Origin of the sequence: Brevundimonas bullata (assembly GCF_014207965.1) — a bacterium.
GTDB classification, from domain to species: Bacteria; Pseudomonadota; Alphaproteobacteria; order Caulobacterales; family Caulobacteraceae; genus Brevundimonas; species Brevundimonas bullata_A.
In genome coordinates this window covers 1-26,578 of the sequence record NZ_JACHLM010000008.1, presented here as the reverse complement: position 1 = coordinate 26,578, position 26,578 = coordinate 1, and the positions used below count along the sequence as shown (strand labels likewise).

General features: G+C 67.5%; 20 protein-coding genes. 14 read left to right on the top strand and 6 right to left on the bottom strand.

Features of this window, described 5'->3' with window-relative positions:
• Window positions 1-77: 77 nt before the first annotated feature.
• Window positions 78-1,154 carry an amidohydrolase family protein gene (locus HNP51_RS17380; RefSeq protein WP_184273688.1) on the bottom strand — a complete coding sequence of 359 codons (1,077 nt, stop codon included), beginning with the start codon at window positions 1,152-1,154 and terminating at the stop codon, window positions 78-80.
• Between the two features lie 187 nt (window positions 1,155-1,341).
• A complete protein-coding gene (locus HNP51_RS17375; RefSeq protein WP_184273685.1) occupies window positions 1,342-2,370 on the bottom strand; it encodes an amidohydrolase family protein in 1,029 nt (342 codons plus the stop codon).
• 111 nt (window positions 2,371-2,481) lie between these two features.
• Between HNP51_RS17375 and HNP51_RS17370 the strand changes: the two genes are divergently transcribed.
• The gene (locus HNP51_RS17370) at window positions 2,482-3,684 is read left to right on the top strand and encodes an MFS transporter (RefSeq protein ID WP_184273777.1); all 1,203 of its coding nucleotides are present in this window, start codon (window positions 2,482-2,484) and stop codon (window positions 3,682-3,684) included.
• 13 nt (window positions 3,685-3,697) lie between these two features.
• Window positions 3,698-4,498 (top strand): SDR family NAD(P)-dependent oxidoreductase, encoded by an 801-nt coding sequence (locus HNP51_RS17365; RefSeq protein WP_184273682.1) that lies wholly within the window; start codon window positions 3,698-3,700, stop codon window positions 4,496-4,498.
• Between the two features lie 93 nt (window positions 4,499-4,591).
• Here the strand turns inward: HNP51_RS17365 and HNP51_RS17360 are convergent, their stop codons facing one another.
• Window positions 4,592-6,247, bottom strand: a complete 1,656-nt coding sequence (locus tag HNP51_RS17360) for a tannase/feruloyl esterase family alpha/beta hydrolase (RefSeq protein WP_184273679.1) — start codon at window positions 6,245-6,247, stop codon at window positions 4,592-4,594.
• An 88-nt stretch (window positions 6,248-6,335) separates the two neighbouring features.
• Window positions 6,336-8,429: a tannase/feruloyl esterase family alpha/beta hydrolase gene (locus HNP51_RS17355; RefSeq protein ID WP_184273676.1), complete on the bottom strand. Its 2,094-nt coding sequence runs from the start codon at window positions 8,427-8,429 to the stop codon at window positions 6,336-6,338.
• Window positions 8,430-8,794: 365 nt separating this feature from the next.
• On the opposite strand from HNP51_RS17355, the gene HNP51_RS17350 reads away from it, so the two are divergent.
• The 3 genes from HNP51_RS17350 to HNP51_RS17340 all read left to right on the top strand — a co-directional run bounded on the left by HNP51_RS17350 (window position 8,795) and on the right by HNP51_RS17340 (window position 14,205).
• The gene (locus tag HNP51_RS17350; protein ID WP_184273672.1) at window positions 8,795-11,032 is read left to right on the top strand and encodes a TonB-dependent receptor; all 2,238 of its coding nucleotides are present in this window, start codon (window positions 8,795-8,797) and stop codon (window positions 11,030-11,032) included.
• 135 nt (window positions 11,033-11,167) lie between these two features.
• Entirely contained in the window at window positions 11,168-12,550 is a 1,383-nt protein-coding gene (locus HNP51_RS17345; protein ID WP_184751205.1) for a GntR family transcriptional regulator, read from the top strand.
• Window positions 12,547-14,205, top strand: a complete 1,659-nt coding sequence (locus tag HNP51_RS17340) for an MFS transporter (protein ID WP_184273665.1) — start codon at window positions 12,547-12,549, stop codon at window positions 14,203-14,205. Before HNP51_RS17345 ends, HNP51_RS17340 begins: the two co-directional genes overlap by 4 nt.
• Window positions 14,206-14,262: 57 nt before the next feature.
• On the opposite strand, the gene HNP51_RS17335 is transcribed toward HNP51_RS17340, so the two are convergent.
• Window positions 14,263-14,733 (bottom strand): Lrp/AsnC family transcriptional regulator, encoded by a 471-nt coding sequence (locus tag HNP51_RS17335; protein WP_178828594.1) that lies wholly within the window; start codon window positions 14,731-14,733, stop codon window positions 14,263-14,265.
• Between the two features lie 155 nt (window positions 14,734-14,888).
• Between HNP51_RS17335 and HNP51_RS17330 the strand changes: the two genes are divergently transcribed.
• From HNP51_RS17330 to HNP51_RS17295, 8 genes are read left to right on the top strand one after another with little or no spacing between them, the layout of a single operon-like run.
• Window positions 14,889-16,118, top strand: a complete 1,230-nt coding sequence (locus HNP51_RS17330) for a thiamine pyrophosphate-dependent enzyme (protein WP_184273662.1) — start codon at window positions 14,889-14,891, stop codon at window positions 16,116-16,118.
• Between the two features lie 3 nt (window positions 16,119-16,121).
• A complete protein-coding gene (locus HNP51_RS17325; RefSeq protein WP_184273659.1) occupies window positions 16,122-17,135 on the top strand; it encodes an alpha-ketoacid dehydrogenase subunit beta in 1,014 nt (337 codons plus the stop codon).
• Window positions 17,136-17,138: 3 nt separating this feature from the next.
• Window positions 17,139-18,413 carry a dihydrolipoamide acetyltransferase family protein gene (locus tag HNP51_RS17320; RefSeq protein ID WP_184273657.1) on the top strand — a complete coding sequence of 425 codons (1,275 nt, stop codon included), beginning with the start codon at window positions 17,139-17,141 and terminating at the stop codon, window positions 18,411-18,413.
• A 4-nt stretch (window positions 18,414-18,417) separates the two neighbouring features.
• On the top strand, window positions 18,418-19,821 hold the full coding sequence (lpdA, locus tag HNP51_RS17315; protein WP_184273654.1) for a dihydrolipoyl dehydrogenase: 1,404 nt from the start codon (window positions 18,418-18,420) through the stop codon (window positions 19,819-19,821).
• A 16-nt stretch (window positions 19,822-19,837) separates the two neighbouring features.
• On the top strand, window positions 19,838-21,007 hold the full coding sequence (locus tag HNP51_RS17310; RefSeq protein WP_184273651.1) for an isovaleryl-CoA dehydrogenase: 1,170 nt from the start codon (window positions 19,838-19,840) through the stop codon (window positions 21,005-21,007).
• Entirely contained in the window at window positions 21,004-22,602 is a 1,599-nt protein-coding gene (locus HNP51_RS17305; RefSeq protein WP_184273648.1) for a carboxyl transferase domain-containing protein, read from the top strand. Before HNP51_RS17310 ends, HNP51_RS17305 begins: the two co-directional genes overlap by 4 nt.
• 8 nt (window positions 22,603-22,610) lie before the next feature.
• The gene (locus HNP51_RS17300) at window positions 22,611-22,844 is read left to right on the top strand and encodes a hypothetical protein (RefSeq protein WP_184273645.1); all 234 of its coding nucleotides are present in this window, start codon (window positions 22,611-22,613) and stop codon (window positions 22,842-22,844) included.
• Window positions 22,844-24,712, top strand: coding sequence for a biotin carboxylase N-terminal domain-containing protein (locus tag HNP51_RS17295; protein WP_184273642.1), 1,869 nt, complete (start codon window positions 22,844-22,846; stop codon window positions 24,710-24,712). The genes HNP51_RS17300 and HNP51_RS17295 overlap by 1 nt, the downstream gene beginning before the upstream one ends.
• A 58-nt stretch (window positions 24,713-24,770) precedes the next feature.
• Here HNP51_RS17295 and HNP51_RS17290 read toward each other — a convergent pair whose 3' ends face one another.
• Window positions 24,771-25,223: a PaaI family thioesterase gene (locus HNP51_RS17290; protein WP_184273639.1), complete on the bottom strand. Its 453-nt coding sequence runs from the start codon at window positions 25,221-25,223 to the stop codon at window positions 24,771-24,773.
• A 164-nt stretch (window positions 25,224-25,387) separates the two neighbouring features.
• Here HNP51_RS17290 and HNP51_RS17285 point away from each other — a divergent pair, with 164 nt between their 5' ends.
• Window positions 25,388-26,221, top strand: a complete 834-nt coding sequence (locus tag HNP51_RS17285) for an IclR family transcriptional regulator (RefSeq protein ID WP_184273636.1) — start codon at window positions 25,388-25,390, stop codon at window positions 26,219-26,221.
• Window positions 26,222-26,578 lie beyond the last annotated feature (357 nt).

Sequence of the window (26,578 nt, the reverse complement as noted above, 5' to 3'; positions counted from 1 at the left end):
GTCCTGACGGTTGCAAGCAGCAGCGGAGGGGGGCGGGTCGGCTGACGACGGCTCGGGGCCGCCGTCAGCCGACGGGGTCAGGCGGCGACGAGCGTCTTGGCGCGTCCCATCTTGTCGAGGTCGATGTGGAGCAGGTCGACGGCGTTCTTCCAGCGCACCTTCTCGAGGTCTTCGGCCGACATCCGCAGGCCGGTCGTCAGATCGCCGCGGATGGCGTCGGAGCCGCCGAAATTGGTGCCGTAGACCAGGCGGTCTGCGCCGATCACCTCCACCAGGGCCTGGCGCATCGGCAGTTCGTGCAGTTCGGGGTCGAACCAGAAGTTCGGCAGGTATTCCTCGAGATCCTTCTTGTTGTGGACCACGTCGAGGTTCTTGATGGTCTGCGCCAGTCGGCCCAGCTGATAGGGCACGAAGCCGCCAGCGTGGGTGATGTAGACCTTCAGGTTGGGGAAGCGGTCCAGGACCCCGCCGCAAATCAGATACCAGAAGCATTTGGTCTCGTCGTAGTTCATGCCGACGATGGCCGTGGTCTCGTACTTGTCGGTGTTGGCCTTCGGCCCCCAGGTCACCGACTGGTTGTAGCCGTGCACGAACATCGGCAGGTCAAGGTCGCACAGGACCTCCCAGATCGGGTCCATGCGCGGGTCGTCGAACTCCATGCCGCCGAAGTTGGAGCCGCCGGCGCTGAGGCCCTTGGCGCCCAGTTCCGTGCAGGCGCGACGGATCTCCTTGGCGGCGTTGACGGGGTCCTGGAGGGCGGCGGTGGCCCACATCATCAACCGGCCGTCCGAACGGTCGCAGTAGTCGGCGAGGGTGTCGTTGACCTTGGTGGAGAAGCGGTTGGCGAAGGCGGGGTCGGCCCAATACATGTAGCAGTGCGAGGGCACCGACAGGACCTGGGCGTCCTGGCCGAGGGCGTCCATCCCCGCCAGGCGGTGCTTCGGATCATTCCACTTGGACATGAATTCGGCGACTTCCATCGTCTCGCCGCGATTGACGGCGGCGCGTCGTTCCGGAGAGCCGAGGGAGAGGATCCATTCCCCCACGCGCAGGCGGATATGGCCGTCGTCGTGTTTCTCGAAGAAGGGGCCCCAGTGGGGGTCCTGATTGTAATAGCCGGGCAGCGGGGCGTGGGCGTGAAGATCGATCAGCATGTGATTTCCTCCTGTCGAGGTCCTCTGGGGCCTCGTTGAACCATTGTGCGCGTCGCGGGCGGCGCGGTATTTTTTGAACGGATCGATAAAAGATGTTCAGTCATTCTCTATCGCGAATGGCGTTTGGCCGTCAAAGCAAACCTTAAGCGGCGACCGGCGCGAAAATTCGGCCCGTCTACCTTTGAAATCATAGACTTGAAGGCGATGCGCTCATGTCGAGCTTGAGAAGTCTGATGGCGTTGCCGCTGCGAATTTTCTCTCTATCGCTGTCCGACAGATCAATCCCGTCGGTCAGGTCGCCATAGTCGTAGGCCCCGCCGAAATTGGTGCCGTAGACCAGTTGGTCGGCCCCGACGACCTCGGCGACCGCGCGGCGCAGGGCCGGATGGTGGACGTCCAGGTCGAAGTAGAAGTTCTTCATGTAGTCCATCAACGGACGCTGGTTTCGGGCGTCGGGCGCCATGACCCCGTTCAGCTCCGAGAGGCGGCCCAGCTGGAACACCGACATGCCTCCCGCATGGGTGATGTAGGTCTTCAGGGTCGGGAAGGCGTCCAGCGCTCCGCCGCAGATCAGGTACCAGAAGAACAGGGTCTCATCGACGCAGTCGCCGACGATGGAGGTGGTTTCAAACCGGTCCTCATGATGACGCTCGCCCAGATAGATCGACTGGTTGAAGCCGTGGACCATGATGGGCACGTCGAGTTCGACCAGCTTGGCCCAGACCGGAAACAGTCTTTCGTCATAGGTCTGGATGCCGTCGAAATTGGTGCCGCCCACGCACAGCCCCTTGGCCCCCAGCACCCGCACGGCGCGGTCGATCTCCTCCACCGCGGCTTCCGGATCGGCGAGATTGGCGTGGGCCCAGAAATCAAACTTGTCTGGCATGACGCGGCAGAAGGCTGAGAGTTCGTCGTTGCAGATCCGGGCGTACTCGGTCCCGAATTCGCCGGCCCAGTACATGAAGGCGTGGGAGGGGGTGGACAGCACCAGCTTGTCGACGCCGCGCTGTTCCATCACGGCCAGGCGCGCCTCATGGGTCATTCGCGCCAGGAGGTTGGCCTCGGCCTCTGCATCGGTCGCCGCCTTGGCCGGCTGTTTGGTGCCGAGCGAGAAATGCCCCACCGTCAGCCCTTGCGGCTTCATGAAAGGGCCCCAGAACGGATGCCGATTCAGCATGCCTGGGGTGAAGAGGTGCGCATGGACGTCGATCAGCATGGTCTGCCTTGCGTGTCTGTCATTGAAATCTTATTCTCACTTTCGAATGACAACTTGCAAGACGCGTGGCGATATCCTTTTGCATGTCGGGGGAGGGGCAGAGTCTGAATGATGTCCCAGTACGCGGCGGGAGGGCCCGATCGACGCCTCCTGGCGGTTGGAATCGTCGGATCCGCCTTCTGTCTGAGGCTGGTGTTCGCCAGTCTTTCTGTGCGCCTGCCCGAGGTCGCCCTGGCGACGGGTCTGGCGCCCTGGCAGGTCGGCCTGCTCACGACCCTGCCGGTTCTGTGTCTTGGCGTTTTCGCACCCCTTGCGCCGCGGCTGGCGCGACGGTGGGGCATGGAGCGCAGCCTGTTCGGCGCGCTCTTGGTGATCGCCCTGGGCACGGCGTGCCGGGCCCTCGGACCGGTCTGGGCCCTGTTTTCGTTTTCGATCCTGACCGGCGCCGCCATCGCCACGGCCAATGTGCTGTTGCCAGCGCTCGTGAAGCGCGATTTTCAGGCCCGCTCCGCCTGGCTGACGGGGGCCTATGTCACGGCCATCTCCGGCGGCGCCGCCCTGGCGGCTGCGGTCACCATTCCCGTCGAGACCGCGCTGGGCGGGGGCTGGCGAATGAGCTTGGCGATGTGGGCCGCGCCGGTCGTCGTCGTCTGCCTGGTCTGGCTGCCTCTGGCGCGGCGCGGGGCTCCAGGCGCGCGGGCTGAGGCCGCGCCGGTTCCAGGGCTTTGGCGTCACCCCCTGGCCTGGAGCGTGGCCCTCTTCATGGGGTTTCAGTCGGCCCTGGCCTTCTGTGTTCTGGGGTGGTTGGCGCCCATCCTGCGCGAGCGGGGCCTCGACGCCGAGACCGCCGGCCTGGTCCTCTCCGTTCTGATCCTGGTCCAACTGGCCACCTCCCTGACTATACCCGCGGCGGCTGCGCGGCGGCCGGACCAGCGGGGCCTGGCCCTGGTCCTGTCGCTGGCGGCGACGGGAGGGCTGCTGGGCCTGTTGCTGGCGCCCCTGTCGGGCGTCTGGGTCTGGGCAGTCGTCCAGGGACTGGCGCAGGGCGGCCTGTTCTCTCTCGCCCTGACCCTGGTGCTCCTGCGCTCGGCCGACAGCCAGACGGCGTCGCAGCTGTCCGCCATGGCCCAGGGCGTCGGCTATGTCCCGGCGGCCTTGTCGCCGCTCGGCGTCGGTCTGTTGCACCAGTGGACCGGCGGGTTCGAGGCCGTGGCCGGATTGGTGGCCGTGATCGGCCTCGGCCTTGTCGTGTCCGGCCTGATCGCAGGCCGGGATCGGGTCGTCGCGCCCGCCGCCCTGACATCACCTCGCTAGACACGGAGCTTGCATGACCCCGTCGCTTTCACCGGACCCGGCGTCCGACAGGTTCAAGGGCAGGGTGGCCGTCGTCACCGGCGCGGGCGGGGGGATAGGCCGGGCCGCGGCCCTCCTGCTGGCGCGCCAGGGCGCGCTCGTGGCGCTCAACGATCTGAACCCGGACCTGGCGGCGGCGGCCGTCTCCGGGATCGAGGCCGCAGGCGGCCGGGCTCTGGCTTTGCCGGGCGACGCCGCCGACGAGGCCTTCGCCGCCGAGGCGGTCGCCGATGTCATGCGGGTCTGCGGCCGCATCGATGTCCTGGTGAACAATGTCGGGATCTCGGTCGTGGCCCCCGCGGAGGACTTCATCGCCTGGGACCGGGTGGTGCGCACCAACCTCTATTCCCAGTTCTACTGGTCGCGGGAAGTCGCCAAGGCGGCGATGATCCCGGCCGGGCGCGGGGCGATCGTCAACGTGGCCTCCATCGCCGGCCTGGCGGCGGTGCCGAACCAGATCGGCTATGTCGTGTCCAAGCACGGCGTGGTCGGCCTGACCCGGTCGCTGGCCGTCGAGTGGGGGCGTCACGGGATCCGCGTCAACTGCGTCTGTCCCGGCATCACGGCCACGGATTTGACGACCGGGGCGAGCGGGATGGATCCAGAACGGCTCAGGGCCCGCATCGCGCGCGTGCCCCTGGGACGGATGGGCGAAGCCGAGGAGCAGGCCCAGGCCATCGCCTACCTGGCGTCGGACGAAGCTGGCTACGTTTCCGGCCTGATCATGAATGCGGACGGGGGCCAGTTGGCGCTGCATTCCGGCGTGATGACGTGACCGTGTCCCCGCAGGCCAGGTCGGCCTGAGGGGAACGGAGAACGCCGCCTCGCCGGAGCAAAGCGGCGTTTCCGCCTCAGGGGCCGGCTGCGGTCAGGTCTGCGGGGCCGCCTTGCAGCGCCAGTTCGCCGCGTCGTAGACGGCGCCTGGCGCGCCGGCCTTGGCGGAATCGAACACCGCGACTTCGGGGTAGCGGCAGAGCAGGAAGTCGCGTGAGGATCCGGTCGGCGGCGGCACGAGCACGCCCGACACCGTCTTGGTCGCAGGATCGGCGAACAGAAGCTGCAGGCGCTCGGCGCCGCGGTGCGAGACGACCGGACCGGGGGCTTCGCCCTTTTCCACCCAGTTGATCAGTTCGGTCATCAGGACGTCCGGCGCATCGCCGGGTCCGGTGCCCGACCCGCAGTGGCCCATGCCGGGGATGCGGTAGAAGCTGGCGAACTGGCGCAGGTCATCCATGCCGCCGACCGATCGGGCGGCGTCGGCGTAGTATTGCTCCATCTCCGTATCGATGCAGCAGGGATCGCTGACCCCGTTCCACATCAGCACCTTGCCGCCGCGGTCGCGGTAGGGGGCGAGGTTGGCGCTGTAGGGGGCGCCGAAATCCAGCTTGCGGGTCGCTTCCCACCAGGCGTCGATGGTCGCCTGGTCGTTCAGGTCCATGGTCATCACGTCGAAGTCGGGGCCGAACAGCACCTTGGCCAGCGAGCTGCCGATCACATAGCCAGGCGAGGAGCGGGCCATGTTCTCCACCGTGGCCGCGTCGGACCAGGGCGGGGGGACCTGACCCATGAATCCGGCCCACACACTCATGTTGGAGATGGGGAAGCCGACCTTGATGAGGCCGGAGGGGCTGCGCGGACCGGCGACGATGGCCTTGATGCTCTTGAGCTCAGGCTGGGTCAGGCAGTCGGGACGATCGCCGTCCTGGCAGGCCAAGGCGTCGAAGTCGAAGCTGCACTTGGTATGGTCCTGGATGATGTCGTCCTTGGCGCCGTCGATTTCGTCGCAGGCGGCGGTGACCTTGGCGTCGAGCATGACGAACTTGGCGGGCGAGACCCAGGACCCCGGCTCGCGCGCCATCTGCTGAGCGGCGTTGATGAAGGCGAGCATGGTCGCCGAGCTGCGTCCGCCAGGGGCGCCGAGCAGGACGCCGTCATAGTCTTCGGGGTGGCGTTCGATGGCTTCGGTCGACATGCGCCCGCCGCCGGAGCAGCCCGAGGTGTAGCGATAGAACAGCGCGCCGCCATAGTAGGCGCGCGTGATCTGCTGGGTCGCCACCGCAGTGACGTGGGCGCCCCGGTCGATATGGTCGCGCGCCTGGGCGGGATCGGACAGGAAACTCCAGTCGAGGATGTGGCCGGTATGGCCGGTGTCGGTCCCGGCGACGGCGAAGCCCTGGACGAGCGGATTGCCGGCGGGGATCTGGGAGTCCGAAGGGACGTAGCCCGCCGCGCCGCCCATGCCGATGAAGTAGTAGCGGTTGCGCCAGTTCTCATCCGGCAGCTGGAGCCGGAAATTGACCTTGTTGGGGCCCGGGTTGTCGGTGACGACATAGCCCTCGACGCGGCAGTGCGGCACGGGGGCCGCCGTCGGGGTCGCCGAGGTGATCACAGTGTCGGCCGGCGCTGCGGCCTGGATGGCCGCGGTTTCGCAGGTCCCCGCCGAGGCGGCGGAGCCATGAAACAGGACGGCGGCTCCCGCGGCGGCGCCGCAGACGAGAAGCCTGGATTTCACAGATAAGGTCACGCTAGTCCTCCCTTGGGTGTTGTGGTTCGGGCCGTCCCGGCGGTCGGGGCGGATGCGGGCGGCGGGTCGATGACGCGCCGGCCTGCGATCAGGCGACGACGACCCGGGCCGACGCCAGATTCTCGAGCTGACGCCGCGCCGTCGGATCGCCCTGGCGGTTCAGGCGCACGCGGCAGGTGACGAAATAGACGCCCGGCCGGTCGAAGCGGGTCGTGGTCCTGAGGGTCAGTTCGGTCTGTCCGGGCGGGACCTCCGCTTCGAGGGCGAAGGCGCCTGTGGCGTCCAGGTCCCATTGGGCCTGGGTGAAGGTTCCGGCGCCTTCAGGCGCCTCGGCCTGCGCGGTGAAGGTCACCGGCTGGCCGACCTTGGCGTCGAAGCGGACAGCGCCGTCGACGGTGACCGCGACGACCGGCTGGACGCCGCCGCGCGCCTTGGCTGAAGACGGCAGGCTGACCTTGCCGTCGGCGAACACATAGGCGGTCTCGGCCGGCGGGACGCCCTGTTCGACCCAGGCTGCGAGATCGACCAGGCCCTGTTCTATGATCGGCATGTAGTTGATCAGCCAGGTCGAGGTGGCGCGTTCGGCGCAGCTGGGCAGGAGCATGGGCGGAACGTGTTCGGCGTTCTGCGTCCATTGCAGGCGGAACTTCTCCCGGGCCGCCTCCGGTCCCTGGGCGTTCTCGACCGCGCGTTTGTAGATCACGCCCTGGGGCGGCCACAGCGAGGCGTCGTGGGTGTGGTGGATCCAGAGCAGCCTGCCAGAATACTGGCCGGAGTAGGGCACGCCCATGAGGGGCGACTGGGCCGGCACGCCGTGCTGCGGATAGACGGGGCGGCCGTCGACGCGAAGGAAGTCGTTCAGCGGGTCGTCCGAAATATGGTGCCGGTAGGCATAGCAGAAGGCCAGGAAGGCGTGGTTGTCGAGGCGGACCCTGTCGCCGACCTCGACCCCGCGAAAGCGCAGGATATTGGCGTCGGCGCGGCCGTCGCAGAACCAGATGTCGCCGACGGCGCGGGTGCAGAACAGTTGGCGGCCCGCCGCGTCGCCGCTCTGGATCAGGACGCCGCAGCCGGTGCTGTAGCCGCCCTTGAGGCCCTTGACCTCGATCGCCACCGGCAGGTCCCAGGCCCCGGAACTCGACGCCATCAGCAGGATCATGGCCTTTGCATCGGCGTATTCGGGCGCGCTGAATTCTTCGCCCATCAGGTCCTGGGCCGTGATGATCCGGCTGATCGGCAAGTCGACGTCGATGAGGTCTTCCGCCACCACCTCCGGGCGGTCGTGCCCCACATAGCCGGGCGTGTCCCAGAAGCGTGCGAAATAGTCGGCGTCCTCTTCCAGAAGCATGCCGGCGATCGAGCACCAGAGCCAGATCTGGCCCATGGGCTTGGCGATCATGAACTCGTCGCCGCGCGGGTAGCCGAGGCGGTAGAGGTTGGCCAGTTCCTCGCGCTCGTGCTGGGAGAGGCCGACAAAGGGGTCGCCGCTGCCTCCGGGCGCCATGGCGTCGATGACCCCGTCCAGCTTGTCGCCGCGCAAGAGGCGCTGGACGTTGAACATGCTTCCAAACGAGAAGGGCTGTTCGCTGCGGACGCGCGAATTGGTGCCGTGCGGCTCCACATTGCCGCCGCCCATGAAGGGCAGGGCGCCGTCGTAGACGCCGTCGCCGTACTCGAGGCAGAGGGGCGAGCGGCGCCCTCCGCCGCTGCCGCCCCAGACATAGCTGTAGTCGGGCTCGCGGCCGAAGACCTGGCGGCAGACGTATTTGGAAAAGCGCGCGCTCTCGACGCTGGCGCGATAGCCGTAGAGCCCGGGATCGATCCCGGCGCGGGGATCGACGTCGTCGCCGATGTGGCCCGAGTTGGATTCGACCATGTAGCCGCCGAGCTTGACCATCATGTCGAGGCCGCCGAGCAGGGCGCCCATCGCGCCGGCGAAGGCTTCTTCATGGCCGGCGTGGGCGCCTTCGAGCGGATGATACATCCGACCTCCCCATTCCTCCTCGGCGGGGAAGTAGAAGGTGAAGCGGGTGTCGGTGTTCTCGAAGCCGCCATGGATGTTGCGATGGGGATAGGGCGCCTCGCGCCATTCGTCGCGGTCGATGTAGGGCGCGCCGAAATAGGGGTCCCGGACGGCGTAGCCGCGGGTGTCCAGGGCGGGTGTTTCAGCCGGGTCCGGCATGGGCGCTCATCCTAATGTGTGACTGGTTTTGGTCCTGGCTCTCCGGCCGGTCGCCTTATCTATCCGCGTGTTCTGAAATCAGTCAATCATTCTCTCATCCGAATTCACGTCAATGCGTGACCTCAAGCCGGAACAAGTGGCTTTCGCGGTGAAACGAGCATTCTGACTTCAGACGAATGTTCTTGCCGATATTCTGCACATGTGAGACTGATTTGTTCAATGCACGGCAGGGGGATCCTCTCACCAGCGCCCAAAAATGGGCGCGGCCGGCATCGGAGGGAACGATGACGCACCACGCTTCTGGCGCTAATTCCGCGCGCCCAATTCGCAGGATCGGCCTGTCCGGCCTGCTGTTCGCGACCTGTATGACCGCGCCTACGTTCGGATTCGCGCAGTCGCCGACGCCTTTAACTAGTGACCCTAATCAGGTTTCCGCCATCGACGATGTCGTCGTCACGGCGCGTCGTCGTGAGGAGCGGCTGCAGGAGGTGCCCCTCGCCGTGACCGCCCTGAGCCAGGAGGTCCTGGAGGAGAAGGGGGTTCGCGACGCCAACGACCTCGGCCAGGTCGCGCCCGGTCTCAGCGTTCAGAACACCACCGCCAACCGCAACAACATCACCTATTCGATCCGGGGACAGGGCCAGGCGTTCGGCCAGAATTCACCGGGCGTCGTTCCCTATTTCGCGGAGGTGCCGTCCTTCGGCGACGCAATTTTCGATCTTCAGGGCATCCAGGTCTTGAAGGGGCCGCAAGGGACCCTGTTCGGACGCAACACCACCGGCGGCGCCGTCCTCTTCGCGCCTCGCGCGCCCAGCGAGGCGTTCAACGGCTATGTCCTGGGCCGTTTCGGAGACTATGAGCGTCGCGACCTCGAGTTCGGTCTCGGCGGCCCGATCCTGGGCGACAAGCTGATGTTCCGCGTAGCCGGCCAGGTGCTGCGCCGCGAGGGCTATACCGACAATGTCACGACCGGCGACAAGCTGGACGACGAGCATCGTGAGGCCTGGAGGATCAGCCTGACGGCGCGTCCGTTCGAGGGTTTCGAGAACACCTTCCTGTATCAGGACGTCAATGTGGACGAGGCCGGGTCCGGCCTCTCTCTGGCGGTCATCGCGCCCTCCTATTCGAACCAGCCCATCTACGGCCAGCTCCAGGCCGCGCTTGCGGCCCAGAAGGCGCGCGGCCCTCGTGCGATCGCCACCAACTACGAGCCCGACTACATGAAACTGGACAGTCAGGGATGGATCAACACCACCACCTGGGTGCTCAATGATCATCTGACGTTCAAGAACATCTACAGCCAGCGACGCTCCACCGCAGGTCAGTCCTACGACCTCGACGGCAGCCCGGTGACGGTCCTGCACGTGACCAATCCCCTCGGCAGCAAGTCCAAGTACACCAGCGAGGAATTCCAGGCCCAGTTCAACGTCTGGAACATCGACGGGGTGGTCGGCTATTTCACCGAGGATGCAGAAACGCCTCTCAACTACGGCTTCGACACGCGCCAGTTCGTTCGCATTCCAGGGCTGTTGCCGGACGGCGGCGTCATCCAGGCCGTCAATATCGCCCAGTCCTCGTCGGGCAGCGAAGCCATCTACGGCCAGATCGACTGGGCCGTCACCGACAGGCTGACCCTCACCGGCGGGCTGCGCAAGACGACGGACGAGAGGTCCAGCGGGCCGTCCCAGACCTTTGTCCTCTTCTCGCCGCTTCAGCCCTATCCGACCGAGCTGGACGCGGGCGCGGGCGCCAGGATGTACGTCTCCTTCGACGCCACGACCTGGAACCTGGCCGCCAACTATCAGTTCAGCCGCGACCTCAATGTCTATGCGACCGTTCGCAAGGGCTTCAAGAGCGGGGGGTTCAACGGCACCGCGATCAATCCCGCCGACCGGTTCTTCCAGCCCGAGGAGGTGACCGACTACGAGGTCGGCGTGAAGGGGCTTTCCGCCCTGGGCGGCTGGCAGGTGCGCTACGCCGTCGACGTCTTCTACGACGACTACACCAATATCCAGAGGTTCGTGAACCTGGCCACGGTGCCGGCCTCGACGGTGACCCGCAACGCCGCCGCCGGCTCCATCGCCGGGCTGGACCTTGACCTCACCGTCGCGCCGTCCGACTGGTTCAGCGCCTCGCTCCAGTACACCTATCTGGACGCCAAGTACGACAGCTACACGGACGCCCTGCTCGGCGACCTGTCGAACAGCAAATTCCCCAATACCCCGGAGCACCAGGTGAACTTCACGCCGCGGATCGAGATCCCGCTGCCGCGGGGCATGGGCGAGCTTTCGGCCCTGGCCAGCATCTACCACCAGAGCGGCATCGCCACCGATCCCGCCAATGTGCCCAACGGCAATCCTCTGGTCGCGCTGTCCAGCCAGGGCACCAATCTGGAGGGCTATACCCGCATCGATCTGCGGGCGGACTGGCGCAACATCAGGGGGACGGGCGTCAGCGCGGCCGCCTATGTCCGCAACGCCACCGACGAGACCTACGTCACGGGCACCAATAATCAGCTCACAAGCGAGTTCGGCGTCGCCACCTATCTGTACGGGCAGCCCCGCTTCTTCGGGGTGGAGCTGAGGTACGCCTTCGGCTCCTGACCGCCGGTCGGCCGCCCGGCCGAGCGCCGCCGAACGACATTCCCTTCCCGCTGGCCCAGGGATCGGATATCGATCGGCGGCGCTTGCGTCGCTTCGATCCCCCGGGGGCTCCGAAGGGACGGCGTCGTCTCCCACATGTCCGCCGACCGAGACGCCGGAACGGCGGACGGAAGTAGAGCAGGAATGGCCACCGATCCCGCCGCAGTTCAGCTTGCAGACACTCTTGCGGACATGATCCGGGGCGCCGGATTGAGGGCCGGCGCCCTGGTGGCGTCCGAGCAGGACCTGCGCGCCCGCCACGAGGTCGGGCGTTCGGTGCTGCGTCAGGCCGCCCGCATCCTCGAGGCGCGCGGCGTGGCCTTCATGAAGCGGGGAATCGGCGGAGGGCTCATCGTCGCCCCGCCGGATCCGGAGCCCGCCGGGCGGGCCCTCGCCATCCTGCTGGAAAGTCGGATGCAGGGGCCCTATGCCGCCGACCGGCTTCTGAAGGCCGTCGACACCCATGTCTTTCTGACCTCGACGCCCCGCCTCGACCCTGACGAATGCGATCAGGTGCGCCAGCTCGCCCGGCGGCTGAAGCGCGACTCCGAAACCAGCCTGCCGCCCATGGGCGAGATCCGCCAGCTGCTGAGCGCTATTCGCGGCCTCGTGAAGGACCCTCTGGCCGGCCTCGCCTACCAGACAATCGCCGAGTACGGGCAGGACATGGCGCCCTATAGCGTCCTGGCGGGCGGCCTGGCCTACCGCGGCGCCTGGTGGGGCTCCCTTCTCGAGATGATCGAGGCGCAGATCGCCGGCGACGTCGGAGCCCTGTTCGAACTCCGGGAGCGCCAGCTGGCCCTGGTTCGTGACAGCCAGGCGGCCTGGAGCGCCATCGACCGCGACCAACGGCAGGTGCCCGTGATCGAGGGCGAACTGCCCGACGGGAGCGGCCATCCGGCCGACCGCCTGGCGCGGGAGCTGCTGCGCGATGTGCGGCTTCTGGGCTGGTCGGCCGGAGCCCGGATCGGCGGCGCCGGGGATCTTGTGGCGCGATACGGCGTCACGGTGAGCACCCTGCGCCAGGCCGTCCGCATGTTGGAGCAGCATTCCGTTGTCCGCATGGAGCGCGGTCGCGCCGGCGGCCTGGTCGTGGCCGTCCCCGAGCCCGCCGCAGCGATGGGACGCGCTCTCGACTATCTGGGCCGGACGGAGATCGATCCCCAGGATGCAGCCTCCCTGCGGCGCCATCTGGGCCTCAAGGCGCTCAGCGCCATCGCCGAAATGCCGACGGAGCGTCGCGCCCTGGCGCTGGAAGGGGATGGGCCCGGCCTGTCGCTCGCCCGGTTCGGCGCGCTTTCGGGCGACGCCGCCATCGAGATCTTCAGCGCTGTCGTCGATGCGATCGCGCCGGTCGCCGACCACGACCGTCACGGCCTTGGCCCGTTGATCGCCGGAGCGCTCGTCGCCGGGGATGCGGCGCGCGCGCGGCGTCTCTTCCTGTCCCACGAGCAGCGCGTCTCGCGGAGGCGACCGTGACCTCCGCCGCCCGCGAAGAGGGCCTGCTCGCGCCCCTGCGCGTCCCTGTGTTCCGACGCATCTGGTCGGCGAGCCTGCTGTCGAACTTCGGCATCCTGATCCAGGGAGTGGGGGCCGCCTGGAGCATGAGCCGCCTGACCGACGACGCCATGATGGTGGCCCTGGTCCAGACCGCCCTGATGCTTCCCATCATGCTCTTCGCCCTGCCGGCCGGTGCGATTTCAGACATGTTCGACCGGCGCCTGGTCTGCATAGGGGCGCTGACCTTCGCGCTCGCCGGGGCGGTCGGCCTGTGCGTGGTCACGCTTCTGGGGCTCCTGACGCCGCCGATCCTGCTGGCCTTCTGTTTCGTCGTGGGCAGCGGGATGGCCGTCTTCGGTCCCGCCTGGCAGGCCTCGGTCTCCGAACAGGTGCCGGGGGAGGCCCTGCCGTCGGCCATCGCGCTCAACGGGATCAGCTATAATGTCGCCCGAAGCTTCGGGCCGGCCATCGGCGGCGTCCTCGTCGCCGCGGTGGGGGCGATCGGCGCCTTCGTGGTCAATGCCGCCTTCTATCTGCCCTTGCTGGTGGTTTTGGTGCTGTGGAAGCGTAAGCAGGAACCGGCGCGACTGGCGCCCGAAACCTTCTGGCGCGCCCTCGTGTCGGGCGTGCGCTTCATCCGCTACGCCCCGTCCCACCGGGCCTTCATTGTCCGAACCCTTTTGTTCGGCCTGATCGGCGGCGTCGTTCCCGCCCTGATGCCGCTGATCGCGCGCGAGCTTCTGCAGGGCGACGCGCCGGTCTACGGTCTGCTTCTGGGCGCCTTCGGACTAGGGGCGGTGATCGGCGCCGTCATGCTGCCGTCGATCCGCCGCCGCTTTAAGACGGAAACCTCCAGCCGCCTTTCAGCCGTCGTCATGGGGGCGGCGATCATCGTCGCCGCCGTCAGCCGCCATGAGGCTGCGACCCTGCTGGCGCTTCTGGCCGCGGGCGTGGCCTGGACCAGCGTGCTGACGCTCTACAGCATCTCCATCCAGGTCTCTGCGCCGCGTTGGGTCGCCGGGCGGGCCCTGGCCATCTTCCAGGCGACGATCGCCGGCGGCGTAGCCCTCGGCGCCTGGGGCTGGGGCCGCTGCGCCGACCAGATCGGCGTGGGCGACACGCTTCTGGTCGCGGGGCTGCTGATGACGGCCTCGGCCTTCGTCGGGTTTTGGCTGCGGCTGCCGGACATGTCCCTGCCGCTCGAAGATCGACGGCTCGATCGGGCCGGACCTGCTGTCGGCCTCGACATCACTGCGCGCAGCGGTCCCATCGTCATCGAGATCGACTATGTGGTGCCGGCGCGCAATGCGCGCGCCTTCTACGCCGTGATGCAGAAGGTGCGCCGCTACCGCTTGCGCACCGGCGGCTACGGATGGTCCATCGCCCGGGACATCACAGACGTCACGCGCTGGACCGAGCGGTTCCACGCCCCCACCTGGAACGACTACCAGCATCTGGTCCATCGCGGAGAGGGCTCGGGACGGGAGGGGCTGGACGAAAGCCGGGCGCTTCTGGATCCCGCGGCGCCGGTCCAGGTCCGGCGGCTGCTGGAGAGACCGGCGGGCTCGGTGCGGTGGCGGGACGAAACCCCGGATCTCGACGTCGGTCCTGAGTCTGCCGGGACGACGCCCTGATCCTGGTCGAGCGGGAGGGAGCCGACGCCGAGGTCGGGCCGAGGCTTCAGGCGAGCGTCAACGCAGGGGCAGGGCGGTCGTCATCTTGGCGGCGCCCAGGGACATGGTCGAGTTGATCTCCTGCACGGTGGGCAGGGTGAGCAGGCGGCCGAAGGCGAGCTCGCGATAGTCCTCCACGGTGCCGGTGATGATCCTGAGCAGGAAGTCGAACGGTCCCATGGTGGGGTGGATCTCGATGACCTCCGGCAGCCGGGAGACGGCGTCGATGAACTCCGTGAGGTTGGTCCGGCCGTGGGCCGACAGCTTGACGTTGGCGAAGATCGTGGTGTGGAGGCCGAGCTTTTCGGCGACCAGGCGCGGCCTGGCGTCCACGACATAGCCCTCGGCCTTCAAACGATTGAGGCGGCGCCAGCACGGGGACTGCGAGAGCCCGACGCGGTCCGCCAGTTCTGACGTCGTCAGGGGGAAGACCCGCTGGACCACATCAAGGATGCGTCGGTCGATTTCGTCCGGTTCAAAGGCCGTCATGGGCGCGCTCTCGAAAACAGCTGGCGAGGATTCCTAATCCATAATCTATTTCAGTAATAGATTTTCATTTCGATCTTAGAACTTTTTGGCGCGATTTCGAGAACGGGGCGCCCGGCGGGATGGGCCACTATCCCAGCTCAACCTCGGTCGAGATCATGCAAAACCGTCCTTCTCTGCGCCTTCACATTCCCGAGCCGGTCGCCCGTCCTGGCGATGCGCCCGCCTTTGACCGCTCGCTCATTCCCGAGCCGGGCGACACCCGTCGCCCCGAGACGACCTCGGCGGAGGCGGACATGCGCGACCTGCCGTTCGGCCTCGTGCGGGTGCTCGATGACAGCGGGGAGGCGTCGGGCCCCTGGAATCCCAAGCTTCCGACGGAGACGCTCCTGGCGGGCCTTCGCGCCATGCTGCTGACCCGCGCCTTCGACGAGCGCCTGTTCAGGGCGCACCGCCAGGGCAAGACGAGCTTCTACATGAAGTCGACGGGCGAGGAGGCGATCGGCGCCGCCCAATCCCTCTTCCTCGACCGCGACGACATGTGCTTCCCCACCTATCGGGTGCTGAGCTGGCTGATGGCGCGGAACTATCCGCTCATCGACCTGTGTAACCAGATCTTCTCCAACGAGAAGGACCCCCTCAAGGGGCGCCAGCTCCCCATCCTCTATTCGGCGCGCGACTACGGCTTCTATTCGCTCTCGGGCAATGTCGGCAGCCGGTTCGGCCACGCCGTCGGCTGGGCCATGGCCTCGGCCTTCAAGGGCGGGCAATCCATCGCCCTGGCCTATATCGGCGAAGGCACGACCGCGGAGGGCGACTTCCATGAGGCCCTGACCTTCGCCAGCGTCTACCGGGCGCCGGTGATCCTGTGCGTCACCAACAACCAGTGGGCCATCTCCAGCTTCTCGGGCATCGCCGGGGCTGATGAGACGACCTTCGCAGCCAAGGCCCTGGCCTACGGCCTGCCGGGTCTGCGCGTCGACGGCAACGACTTCCTGGCCGTCTGGGCGGCTACGGAATGGGCGGCGGAGCGGGCGCGGATGAACCTCGGCGCCACCCTGATCGAACTCTACACCTACCGGGCCTCGGGCCACTCCACCTCGGATGATCCGACCAAGTACAGGCCGGCCGACGAGGCCGAGGCCTGGCCCCTCGGCGATCCGGTGGAGCGGCTCAAGACCCACATGATCGGCCTGGGCCTCTGGGACGAGGACCGCCACGCCGCCCTGCAGGCCGAGCTCGACGCCGAGGTGCGCGCCGCCGTCAAGGAGGCGGAGGCCGTGGGCACCCTCGGCAAGTCCAAACCCAGCGTGAAGGAGATGTTCGAGGGCGTCTTCAAGGACCCCGACTGGCGGGTCGTCGAACAACGCCGCGAACTGGGAATCTGAACCATGCCGACGATGAACATGATCCAGGCGTTGAATTCGGCGCTCGACGTGATGCTGACCGAGGATCCCAACACGCTGATCTTTGGCGAGGACGTTGGCTATTTCGGCGGCGTCTTCCGCGTCACCGACGGCCTGCAGAAGAAACACGGCCTGACCCGCTGTTTCGACGCGCCGATCTCCGAGGGCGGGATCGTCGCCACGGCCATCGGCATGGGGGCCTTCGGGCTGCGGCCCATCCCTGAAATCCAGTTCGCCGACTATATTCTGCCGGCCTTCGACCAGTTGGTGTCGGAGGCGGCGCGCCTGCGCTATCGCTCCAACGGCGAGTTTTGGGCCCCGATCACGGTGCGCTCGCCCTATGGCGGCGGCATCTTCGGCGGCCAGACGCACAGCCAGAGCCCCGAAGCCATCTTCGCCCACATCACCGGGCTGAAGACGGTCATCCCGTCCAATCCCTATGACGCCAAGGGCCTGCTGATCGCTTCGATCGAGGACGACGATCCGGTCATCTTCCTGGAGCCCAAGCGCCTCTACAACGGTCCCTTCGACGGGCGTCACGAACAGGCGCTCAAGACCTGGGCGGGCGATCCCATGGCCGAGGTGCCGGCCGGTCGCTACACCGTGCCGCTCGGTAAGGCCGCCATCGTGCGCGAGGGGACCGAGGCGACCGTGCTGGCCTATGGCACCATGGTCCATGTCGCCCTGGCGGGGATCGAGGACAGCGGCGTGGACGCCGAACTGATCGATCTTCGCTCCATCGTGCCTCTGGACGTCGACGCCATCGTCGCCTCGGTCAAGAAGACCGGACGATGCGTCATCCTGCATGAGGCGTCGCGGTTCGGCGGCTTCGGCGGCGAGCTTTCCGCCCTGGTCCAGGAGCGCTGCTTCTATCACCTGAAGAGCGCCGTCCAGCGGGTCGCCGGCTGGGACACGCCTTATCCGCACGCCTTCGAGTGGGATTATTTCCCCGGTCCCGCCCGGCTTGCGGCGGCCCTCAAGCGCACGATGGAGGACTAGGCCATGGGGCGTTATCTGTTCCGATTGCCCGATGTCGGCGAAGGCGTCGCTGAGGCCGAGATCGTCGCCTGGCTGGTCAAGGTCGGCGACGTTGTCGAGGAAGACCAGAACCTGGCCGAGGTCATGACCGACAAGGCGACGGTCGAGATCAGCTCGCCGGTCGCGGGCGTGGTCGTCGCCGTCCACGGCGAGGTGGGCGGCATGCTGCCCGTCGGCGCCGTCCTGGTCGAATTCGAGAGCGAAGCGGGCGTGGAAGCGCCTGCCGCTGCGGCGCCTGTTCCGCCTGAAGCGACGATCGACGCCGCCTCGTCGCCAGCCCCGGTCCCGGCCCCTGCGCCGGCCCTTGCGGAAAGGACGGACGCGCCGTCCGGCGCCTTGCGTCGCAGCGCTTCATCGGGTCGTTCTGCCGGGGAGGCGCCGCTGGCTTCGCCCTCGACCCGGCGGCGCGCCCTGGATCTCGGCGTGTCCCTGATCCAGGTCCCCGGCACCGGGCCGGCGGGCCGGATCACGCCCGACGACCTCGAGGCCTATCTGGTGGCGGACGGCGAGGGCGGCGCCCGCTCGTCCCTGGTCGCTCGCACCGGAGTGAACGACACCCGTATCGTCGGCCTGAGGCGCAAGATCGCAGAGAAGATGCAGGAGGCCAAGCGCCGCATCCCGCACATCAACTATGTCGAGGAGTGCGACCTGACCGAGCTGGAGGCCCTGCGTCTCGACCTCAACCAGCACCGGACCGAAGATCAGCCCAAGCTGACCCTGCTGCCCTTCATCATGCGCGCCATGGTCAAGGCCTTGCCGGACTACCCGCAGATCAACGCCCGCTATGACGACGACGCGGGGGTGCTGCACGCCCACGAAGGCGTGCACATCGGCATCGCCACGCAGACGCCCAACGGGCTGATCGTGCCGGTCGTGCGTCACGCCGAGGCGCGCGACCTCTGGGACTGCGCCCGCGAGGTCGCGCGGCTGGCCAAGGCCGTGCGCGACGGAACAGCCGCGCGCGAGGAACTGTCCGGCTCGACCATCACCCTGACCAGCATGGGACCGCTCGGCGGGATCTCATCCTCGCCGGTGATCAATCATCCCGAGGTGGCCATCCTCAATCCCAACAAGCTGGTGGATAGGCCGATGGTGCAGGGGTCCTTCGTCACGGTGCGCAAGATGATGAACCTGTCCTCCGCCTTCGATCACCGGATTGTCGACGGCTACGACGGCGCCCTGTTCGTACAGCGGGTCAAACGCCTGCTCGAACACCCCGCCCTGATCTTCATGGACTGATGCGATGACCGAGACCCTCAGACCCAAGGTCCTCGTCGTTGGCGGGGGACCGGGCGGCTATGTGGCCGCCATTCGCGCCGGACAGCTGGGGCTCGACACGGTTCTGGTCGAGACCGGGCGTCTGGGCGGCACCTGCCTGACGCGCGGCTGCATTCCGTCCAAGGCCCTGATCCACGCCGCCGGCCTCTATGAGGAAGCCGTGGCGGCGTCGGGGGAGGCGGGGCGGTTCGGCATCCGATTGAGCCAGCCGCCGAGTCTGCGCTTCGACGAGACCATGGGCTGGAAAGACGGTGTCGTCGATCGGCTGAGCGGCGGCGTGAGCGGGCTTCTGCGCAAGGCCAAGGTGAGGGTCGTCACGGGATGGGCGAGCTTTTCCGACGCCAAGACCTGCACGGTAGAGACCACCGGCGGCGGCGTCGTGATCCAGGCTGAACACGTCGTCCTGGCGACGGGATCGACCCCGGTGGAGCTGCCCTTCCTGCCTTTCGGCGGCCGGGTGATTTCCTCGACCGACGCCCTTTCCCTGACGGAGGTTCCGACGGCCCTTGCGGTGGTCGGCGGCGGCTATATCGGGCTGGAGCTGGGGATCGCCTTCGCCAAGCTGGGGTCGAAGGTGACCATCGTCGAGGCGCAGGATCGCATCCTTCCATTGTACGACAGGCGGCTGACCGAGCCGGTGTCGCGATGGTTGACCAAGCACGGCGTCGCCGTTCACCTCGGCGCCAAGGCCTTAGGACAGGATGATGCGGGGCTGCTGATCCAGACGGCCGACGGAACTGAACCGCTCCTGGTCCCGGCCGACCGCATCCTGGTCACCGTGGGCCGCCAGCCGCTGACGAAAGGTTGGGGGCTGGAGCAGATGGGGCTGGCCGTGGAAGGCCGGTTCGTGAAGGTCGACGACCGCTGCGCGACGTCGACGACCGGGGTCTGGGCCATCGGCGATCTCGTGGGCGAGCCCATGCTGGCCCACAAGGCGTCGGCCCAGGGCGAGATGGTCGCCGAACTCATCGCCGGTCACAGGCGCCGGTTCGATCCGGTCGCCATCGCCGCCGTCTGTTTCACCGAACCCGAGATCGTCAGCGTCGGCCTGACGCCCGATCAGGCGCCCGAGGGCGTCGAGACCATCGTCGGTCAGTTCCCCTTTCAGGCCAATGGCCGGGCCCTGTCGATGGAGGCGGGCGACGACGGCGGCTTCGTGCGGGTCCTGGCGCGCAAGTCCGATCACAGGATCCTGGGGCTTCAGGCCGTCGGCCGCCATGTCTCGGAACTGGCCGGAGAGTTTTCAACCCTGATGGAGATGGGGGCTGTGCTCGAGGACGTCGCCGGCGTCATCCATGTCCATCCCACCCTGGGCGAGGCCGTCCACGAGAGCGCCCTGAAGGCGCTCGGCCACGCCCTTCACATCTGATGTCCGAGCACGCTTCATGAGTATTCCCTTCGCGCCCCAATCCATGGAATTCGGCCTCGGCGAGAACGCCGACGCCATTCGTGAAACCACCGCGCGCTGGGCCGCCGACCGGCTGGCGCCGCTCGCCGCCGAGATCGACGAGAAGAACGAGTTCAAGCGCGAGCTGTGGCCCGAGATGGGCGAGCTGGGCCTGCACGGCATCACCGTCGAAGAAGAGTTCGGCGGCTTAGGGCTGGGCTACCTCGAACACGTCGTGGCGATGGAAGAAGTGTCGCGCGCCTCGGCCTCGATCGGCCTCAGCTACGGCGCCCACTCCAACCTTTGCGTCAACCAGATCCGTCGCTGGGGCACGCCCGAGCAGAAGCAGAAATACCTGCCCAAGTTGATCAGCGGCGAGCACGTCGGCTCCCTGGCCATGTCAGAGGCCGGTTCGGGCTCTGACGTCATGTCGATGCGCACCCGCGCCGACAAGAAGGGCGACCGCTACGTCCTGAACGGCACCAAGTTCTGGATCACCAATGCCCCCTCGGCTGACACGCTTGTCGTCTACGCCAAGTCCGACCCGGAGGCCGGCTCCAAGGGCTGCACCGCCTTCATCGTCGAGCGCGGCATGAAGGGCTTCTCGGTCTCCAAGAAGCTGGACAAGATGGGTATGCGCGGCTCCGACACCGCCGAGCTGGTGTTCGAAGACTGCGAAATCCCCGAAGAGAACGTCATGGGCCCCGTCGGCGGCGGCGCCGGCGTGCTGATGAGCGGTCTGGACTATGAGCGCGCTGTCCTGTCGGGCGGGCCGCTGGGCATCATGCAGGCGGCGCTGGACGTGGTCCTGCCCTACGTCCGCGAGCGCAAGCAGTTCGGCAAGCCCATCGGCAGCTTCCAGCTGATGCAGGCCAAGGTCGCCGACATGTACGTCGCCCTGAACAGCGCCCGCGCCTATGTCTACGCCGTGGCTCGCGCCTGCGATCAGGGCAAGACCACCCGCTACGATGCTGCCGGAGCGATCCTGCTGGCCTCGGAAAACGCGGTGAAGGTGTCGCTGGAGGCCGTTCAGGCCCTGGGCGGGGCCGGCTACACCAGGGAATGGCCGGTCGAGCGTCTGGTCCGCGACGCCAAGCTCTACGACATCGGCGCCGGCACCAATGAAATCCGCCGCTTCCTGATCGGACGCGAGCTGCTGGGCTCATGAGCGCTCCGGTCCTCGTTTCGAAGCTGCTCACGAACAGCGATCAGTTTAAGAGCAATACAGCCCACAACCGCGACCTCGCCGAGACCCTCCGCCGCGCGGTGGCGAAGGCCGGCCTGGGCGGAGGGCAGGGCGCGCGCGACCGTCATGTGGCGCGCGGCAAGCTGTTGCCGCGCGACCGGGTCGAGCGCCTGCTGGACCCCGGCTCGCCCTTCCTCGAGGTCGGCCAACTGGCGGCCAACGGCATGTACCGCGATGAAGCCCCCGGCGCGGGTATGATCTGCGGCGTCGGCCGGGTGTCGGGCCGCGAAGTCATGATCGTCGCCAACGACCCGACGGTGAAGGGCGGCGCCTACTTCCCCATGACGGTGAAGAAGCATCTGCGCGCCCAGGAGATCGCCGAGCAGAACAACCTGCCGTGCGTCTATCTGGTCGATTCGGGCGGCGCCAACCTGCCGCATCAGGCCGAGGTCTTCCCCGACCGCGACCACTTCGGCCGCATCTTCTTCAATCAGGCGCGGATGAGCGCCAAGGCGATCCCGCAGATCGCCTGCGTCATGGGGTCGTGCACGGCCGGCGGCGCCTATGTCCCGGCCATGTCCGACGAGACGGTGATCGTGCGCAACCAGGGCACCATCTTCCTGGCCGGTCCGCCGCTGGTGAAGGCCGCGACCGGAGAGGTCATCTCGGCCGAAGAGCTTGGCGGGGCCGAGACCCACGGGCGCAAGTCCGGCGTGGTCGACCATGTGGCGGACAATGACGAACACGCCCTGACCATCGTGCGCGACATCGTCTCGCACCTGCCGCGGCAGGGCGGGGCGGACCTCGAGCTGGCGCCCGTTCGAGCGCCGCTCTATCCGGCTGAAGACCTCTACGGGGTTGTTCCCCAGGATGTGCGGGCCCCCTATGACGTGCGCGAGATCATCGCCCGCCTCGTCGACGGGTCGCAGTTCCACGAGTTCAAGGCCCTGTACGGCGCCACCCTGGTCTGCGGCTTCGCTCACATCTGGGGGGCGCCGGTCGCCATCTTGGCCAACAACGGCGTCCTGTTCTCGGAGAGCGCCCAGAAGGGCGCGCACTTCATCGAACTGGCCTGCAAGCGCAAGATTCCGCTGCTGTTCCTGCAGAACATCTCGGGCTTCATGGTCGGCGGCAAGTATGAGGCCGAGGGCATCGCCAAGCACGGCGCCAAGCTGGTCACGGCCGTCGCCTCGGCCGAGGTGCCCAAGTTCACCGTCCTGATCGGCGGCAGCTTCGGCGCCGGCAACTACGGCATGTGCGGCCGGGCCTACAGCCCGCGCTTTCTCTTCACCTGGCCCAACAGCCGGATCTCGGTCATGGGCGGCGAGCAGGCGGCCTCGGTCCTGGCCACCGTCCACCGCGACGCTGACACGTGGACGGCCGACGAAGCTGAGGCCTTCAAGGCCCCGATCCGCCAGAAATACGAAGACGAGGGCAATCCCTACTACGCCACCGCCCGCCTCTGGGACGACGGAATCATCGACCCGGCCCAGACCCGCGACGTCCTCGGCTTGGCCATCAGCGCCAGCCTGAACGCCCCCATCCCGGAGACGCGCTTCGGCGTGTTCCGGATGTGACGGAGAGGATGTCGTTGGAAAGCCTGGCTGGACTGGCGGATGAGGAGCTCGAGCTGGCGCGTCGTCATCTGGGCAAGCTGATCGCGGACACCAATCAGGCCATGGCCCGGTGCGGCCCGGGACCGGGTTGGGATTCCCTGCTCGAGCGTCTGGACGAGGCCATGGCCGACTATGTGGGCGAAACGCACCGCCGGGCCGGGGCGGCGTCGCACGCCGCTCCCGCAGCGGGATTGAGGTTCTGATGTTCAAATCCCTTCTGGTCGCCAATCGAGGCGAAATCGCCTGCCGCGTCTTCCGCACCGCCCACCGCATGGGCTTGCGCACGATAGCCGTCTATTCCGAGGCTGACGCGAACGCCCTGCACGTGCGCGAGGCGGACGAGGCGGTGTTGATCGGCCCGGCGGCGGCGCGCGAATCCTATCTGGATGCGGGCAAGGTGCTGGCGGCGGCCAAGGCGACTGGGGCGGAGGCCGTTCACCCCGGCTACGGTTTCCTGTCCGAGAACGCCGACTTCGCCGAGGCCGTGATCGCCGCCGGCCTGGTCTGGGTCGGGGCTCCGCCGTCCGCCATCCGCGCCATGGGTCTGAAGGACGCCGCCAAGGCCTTGATGATCGCCGCTGGGGTTCCCGTCACGCCTGGCTACATGGGAGAGGACCAGGGGCCCGAACGGCTCAGGGCCGAGGCGGACGCCATTGGCTATCCTGTCCTGATCAAGGCGGTGGCCGGTGGCGGCGGCAAGGGCATGCGCCGGGTCGACGCCGCCGAAGACTTCCTGGACGGGTTGCAGTCCTGCCGGCGCGAGGCCGCGGCCGCTTTCGGCGACGATCGCGTCCTGATCGAGAAATACATCCTGTCGCCCCGCCATATAGAGGTGCAGGTCTTCGGCGACCTCCACGGGAACGTCGTGCATCTGTTCGAGCGCGACTGTTCGCTGCAGAGGCGGCACCAGAAGGTGATCGAGGAGGCGCCGGCGCCCGGCATGACGCCCGAGGTGCGCGAGGCGGTCTGTGCGGCGGCCGTGAAGGCGGCCCAGGCCGTGGGCTATGTGGGGGCCGGCACCATCGAGTTCATCGCCGATGCGTCCGAGGGCCTGAGGGCCGACCGCATCTGGTTCATGGAGATGAACACCCGGCTTCAGGTCGAGCATCCGGTCACCGAAGCGATCACCGGCCAGGACCTGGTGGAGTGGCAGTTGCGCGTGGCCGCCGGCGAAGTCTTGCCGAAGCGACAGGAGGAGCTGGCTATCGACGGCTGGGCCATGGAGGCGCGGCTCTATGCGGAAAACCCGAGCGCCGGCTTCCTGCCTTCGATCGGCCGCCTGGACCGCCTGCGCCTGCCCGAAGGGGTGCGGGTCGACACCGGCGTCCAGGAAGGCGACGAGGTCACGGCCTTCTATGATCCCATGATAGCCAAGCTGATCGTCCACGCCCCGACGCGACAGGCCGCCGCCGTCAAGCTGGCCGAGGCGGCCGGACGCGTGGAGGTCTGGCCCGTCCGCACCAATGCGGCCTTCCTGGCGCGCGCCGCCGCCGACGAAGGCTTCGTCGCCGGACGCGTGGACACCGGCTTTATCGAGCGCGGCGTCGACGCCCTTGTCCCCGGCGTCGAGCCTTCGATCGCGGTCCAGGCCGCGGCGGCGGCGGCCCTGATCCCCAGGCCCGACGGCGGGGCCTGGACGGACCTGGCCGGTTTTCGAGCCAATGCTCCCGCCCAGGGCCTGGTTTCTGTCTCCATCGCGGGGCAGGCCTATCGGATCGAGGCGGCGCGGACTTTGCAGGGACGGGTTGCAACGGTTGGGGGGCGCGAGATTCTCTTCATTCACGGCGAGGCCTGGCCGTTCGGACCGGGCCGTGTCGAGGCCAGGGGGGAGAGCGAGCGCCTCTCGGACGGGGTCGTCCTCAGCCCGATGCCGGGCAAGGTCATTGCGATCGAGGTCGAGGCGGGCCAGAGGGTCAGCCGCGGTCAGAAGCTCCTGACCCTGGAAGCCATGAAGATGGAACATGGCATGGCGGCGCCCTTCGACGGGCGGGTGGTCGACCTGGCGGCCGTCGCCGGCGAGCAGGTCGCCGAGGGCGTCGTCCTGGTGCGCATCGAGGCGGATCCGGATTGATCCCTCGCCTTCAATCCCGCCCTCGTGGCTCGGGCCGCACGGAGCGGCGGGCGCTTCTCTAGGTCCCGAGTTCGGCCATGCGCGCCTGATGGCGTTCGAAATGGCCCGGACGAAGCTCCACCCAGACGCCCCGCGCGACGGCCAGGTCGCGGTCGCTTCCCTGCAGGCGCAGGACGCCGGTCAGATGGTTGCGGCGTCCTTCCCGCGCGGCGATTTCCAGGTGGATCTCGAGCGGCTGTTCGACGGGCACGGGCAACAGGTAATCCACGGTGAGGGTGGCCGTGACCGACTTGACGCCCGTATGAACCAGGAAGCGGCCCAGGACGTCGTCGAACACGGCGGCCGTCCATCCGCCATGCGCCACGCGCGGACCGCCTTCGAAGGCGGCGGGACAGGCGAGGCGGACGCGCGCGGCGGTTTCGCTCAGGGCGACGAAGTCGTCCGCGCCGAAGCGGCAGGGCGTCCGGCTCATCTGGCAGCCGCGGCAGGGCGAAACGAGGTCAGCGGTCATCAGGGGGTCCAGCGCAAGCTTTGATTGAGTTTACTCTATTGAGACTATTCTTCTGTCACTAGAAGAATGTGGCAAGGAAGGGTTGGTGGATTCTCGTCGTTTCGACGCGGCGCGGGTCGGGTGACGACGCTCTTCAGCGTGCATGAGGGCTTTCAGGAGAGACTATGGCGGAATCGACAACAGCAAGGGCGTTGGACGCTGACGACGAGGTCGAGACGAACCTGACGGGGGAGGCTGCGGATGCGAACGAGCGCATGGTGCTGGTCAAGCCCGTCTCGAACGCCATCCGGATTCTGAAGTATCTGGTGGAGGCTGGCGGGCCGACCCGCTCCGTCACCATCTCGCGCGCGCTCGGCATCAACGCCAGCACCTGTTTCAATATTCTTCGCACCCTCGTGGTCGAGGAGATCGTCGAATTCGATCCCGTGGCCAAGACCTATACGGTCGGCATGGGCCTCACCGCCCTGGTCGGCGAGCTTCTGACCGAAGGCCAGAGGGTCGCGGCCGCCGCGCCGCTCATGGCGGAGATCGCCGCGCGCTTCAACATCACGGTGACGCTGTGGAAGCGGCTGGGCGTTGACAAGATCGTCCTGGTGAAGAGCGTCGCCAGCCCTGCGGACGTGCGCATTGAAATGGCTGAGGGGCAGCGCCTGCCCATCCTGATGGCCGCTACCGGACGCGCCATGGCGCCCTATCTCGGCTGGACCCTCAAGGCGCTGAAGGCGTCGTTCAAGTCGCTGCGCTGGCAGGCGCCGCTGACGTTCGAGGAATACTGGGCGCAGGTCGAAGCGGCCCAGGCGCGGGGGTGGGCGGTCGATCGCGGCTATTTCACGCGCGGGGTCCAGACCGTGGCCGCGCCCGTGTTCGACCGCGCGGGCGAGGTGACCTTCACCATCGTCGGGGTCATGCTCTCCGAACAGTATGAAGACGCCGCCCTCGGCGAGATCGGCGAAGCCCTGCGGGACGTGTCGCACCGTTTGACGCGCGCTCTGACCTGATCCTCTTCGCCGATCGCAACCGGATCGCCTGAGGAAGCCCTTCCATCCTGGGAGTCACAAGCTTGCACGCTCCGGGCAGGGCAGGGGCGCCCGCTGTTGCGCCGCCATCTCCAGTGGTCCGATCGCGCCGCGGCCAGGTCAGGCGCAATCAGGCGTGGACGTGAAGATTGTTCTTCATATAGAATGCTATTCTGAAAATAGCGTCGCTGGCGGTCGGGCTCTCCCGGAGCGGCCGGCAGCGTCGAAAACGCGGAGGAGTGCGCATGACTGTCGATGACCTGATCCTTGTGAGCGTGGACGATCACGTGATTGAGCCTCCGGGGGCGTTCACGCCGCACTGGCCGGCGCACCTGAAGG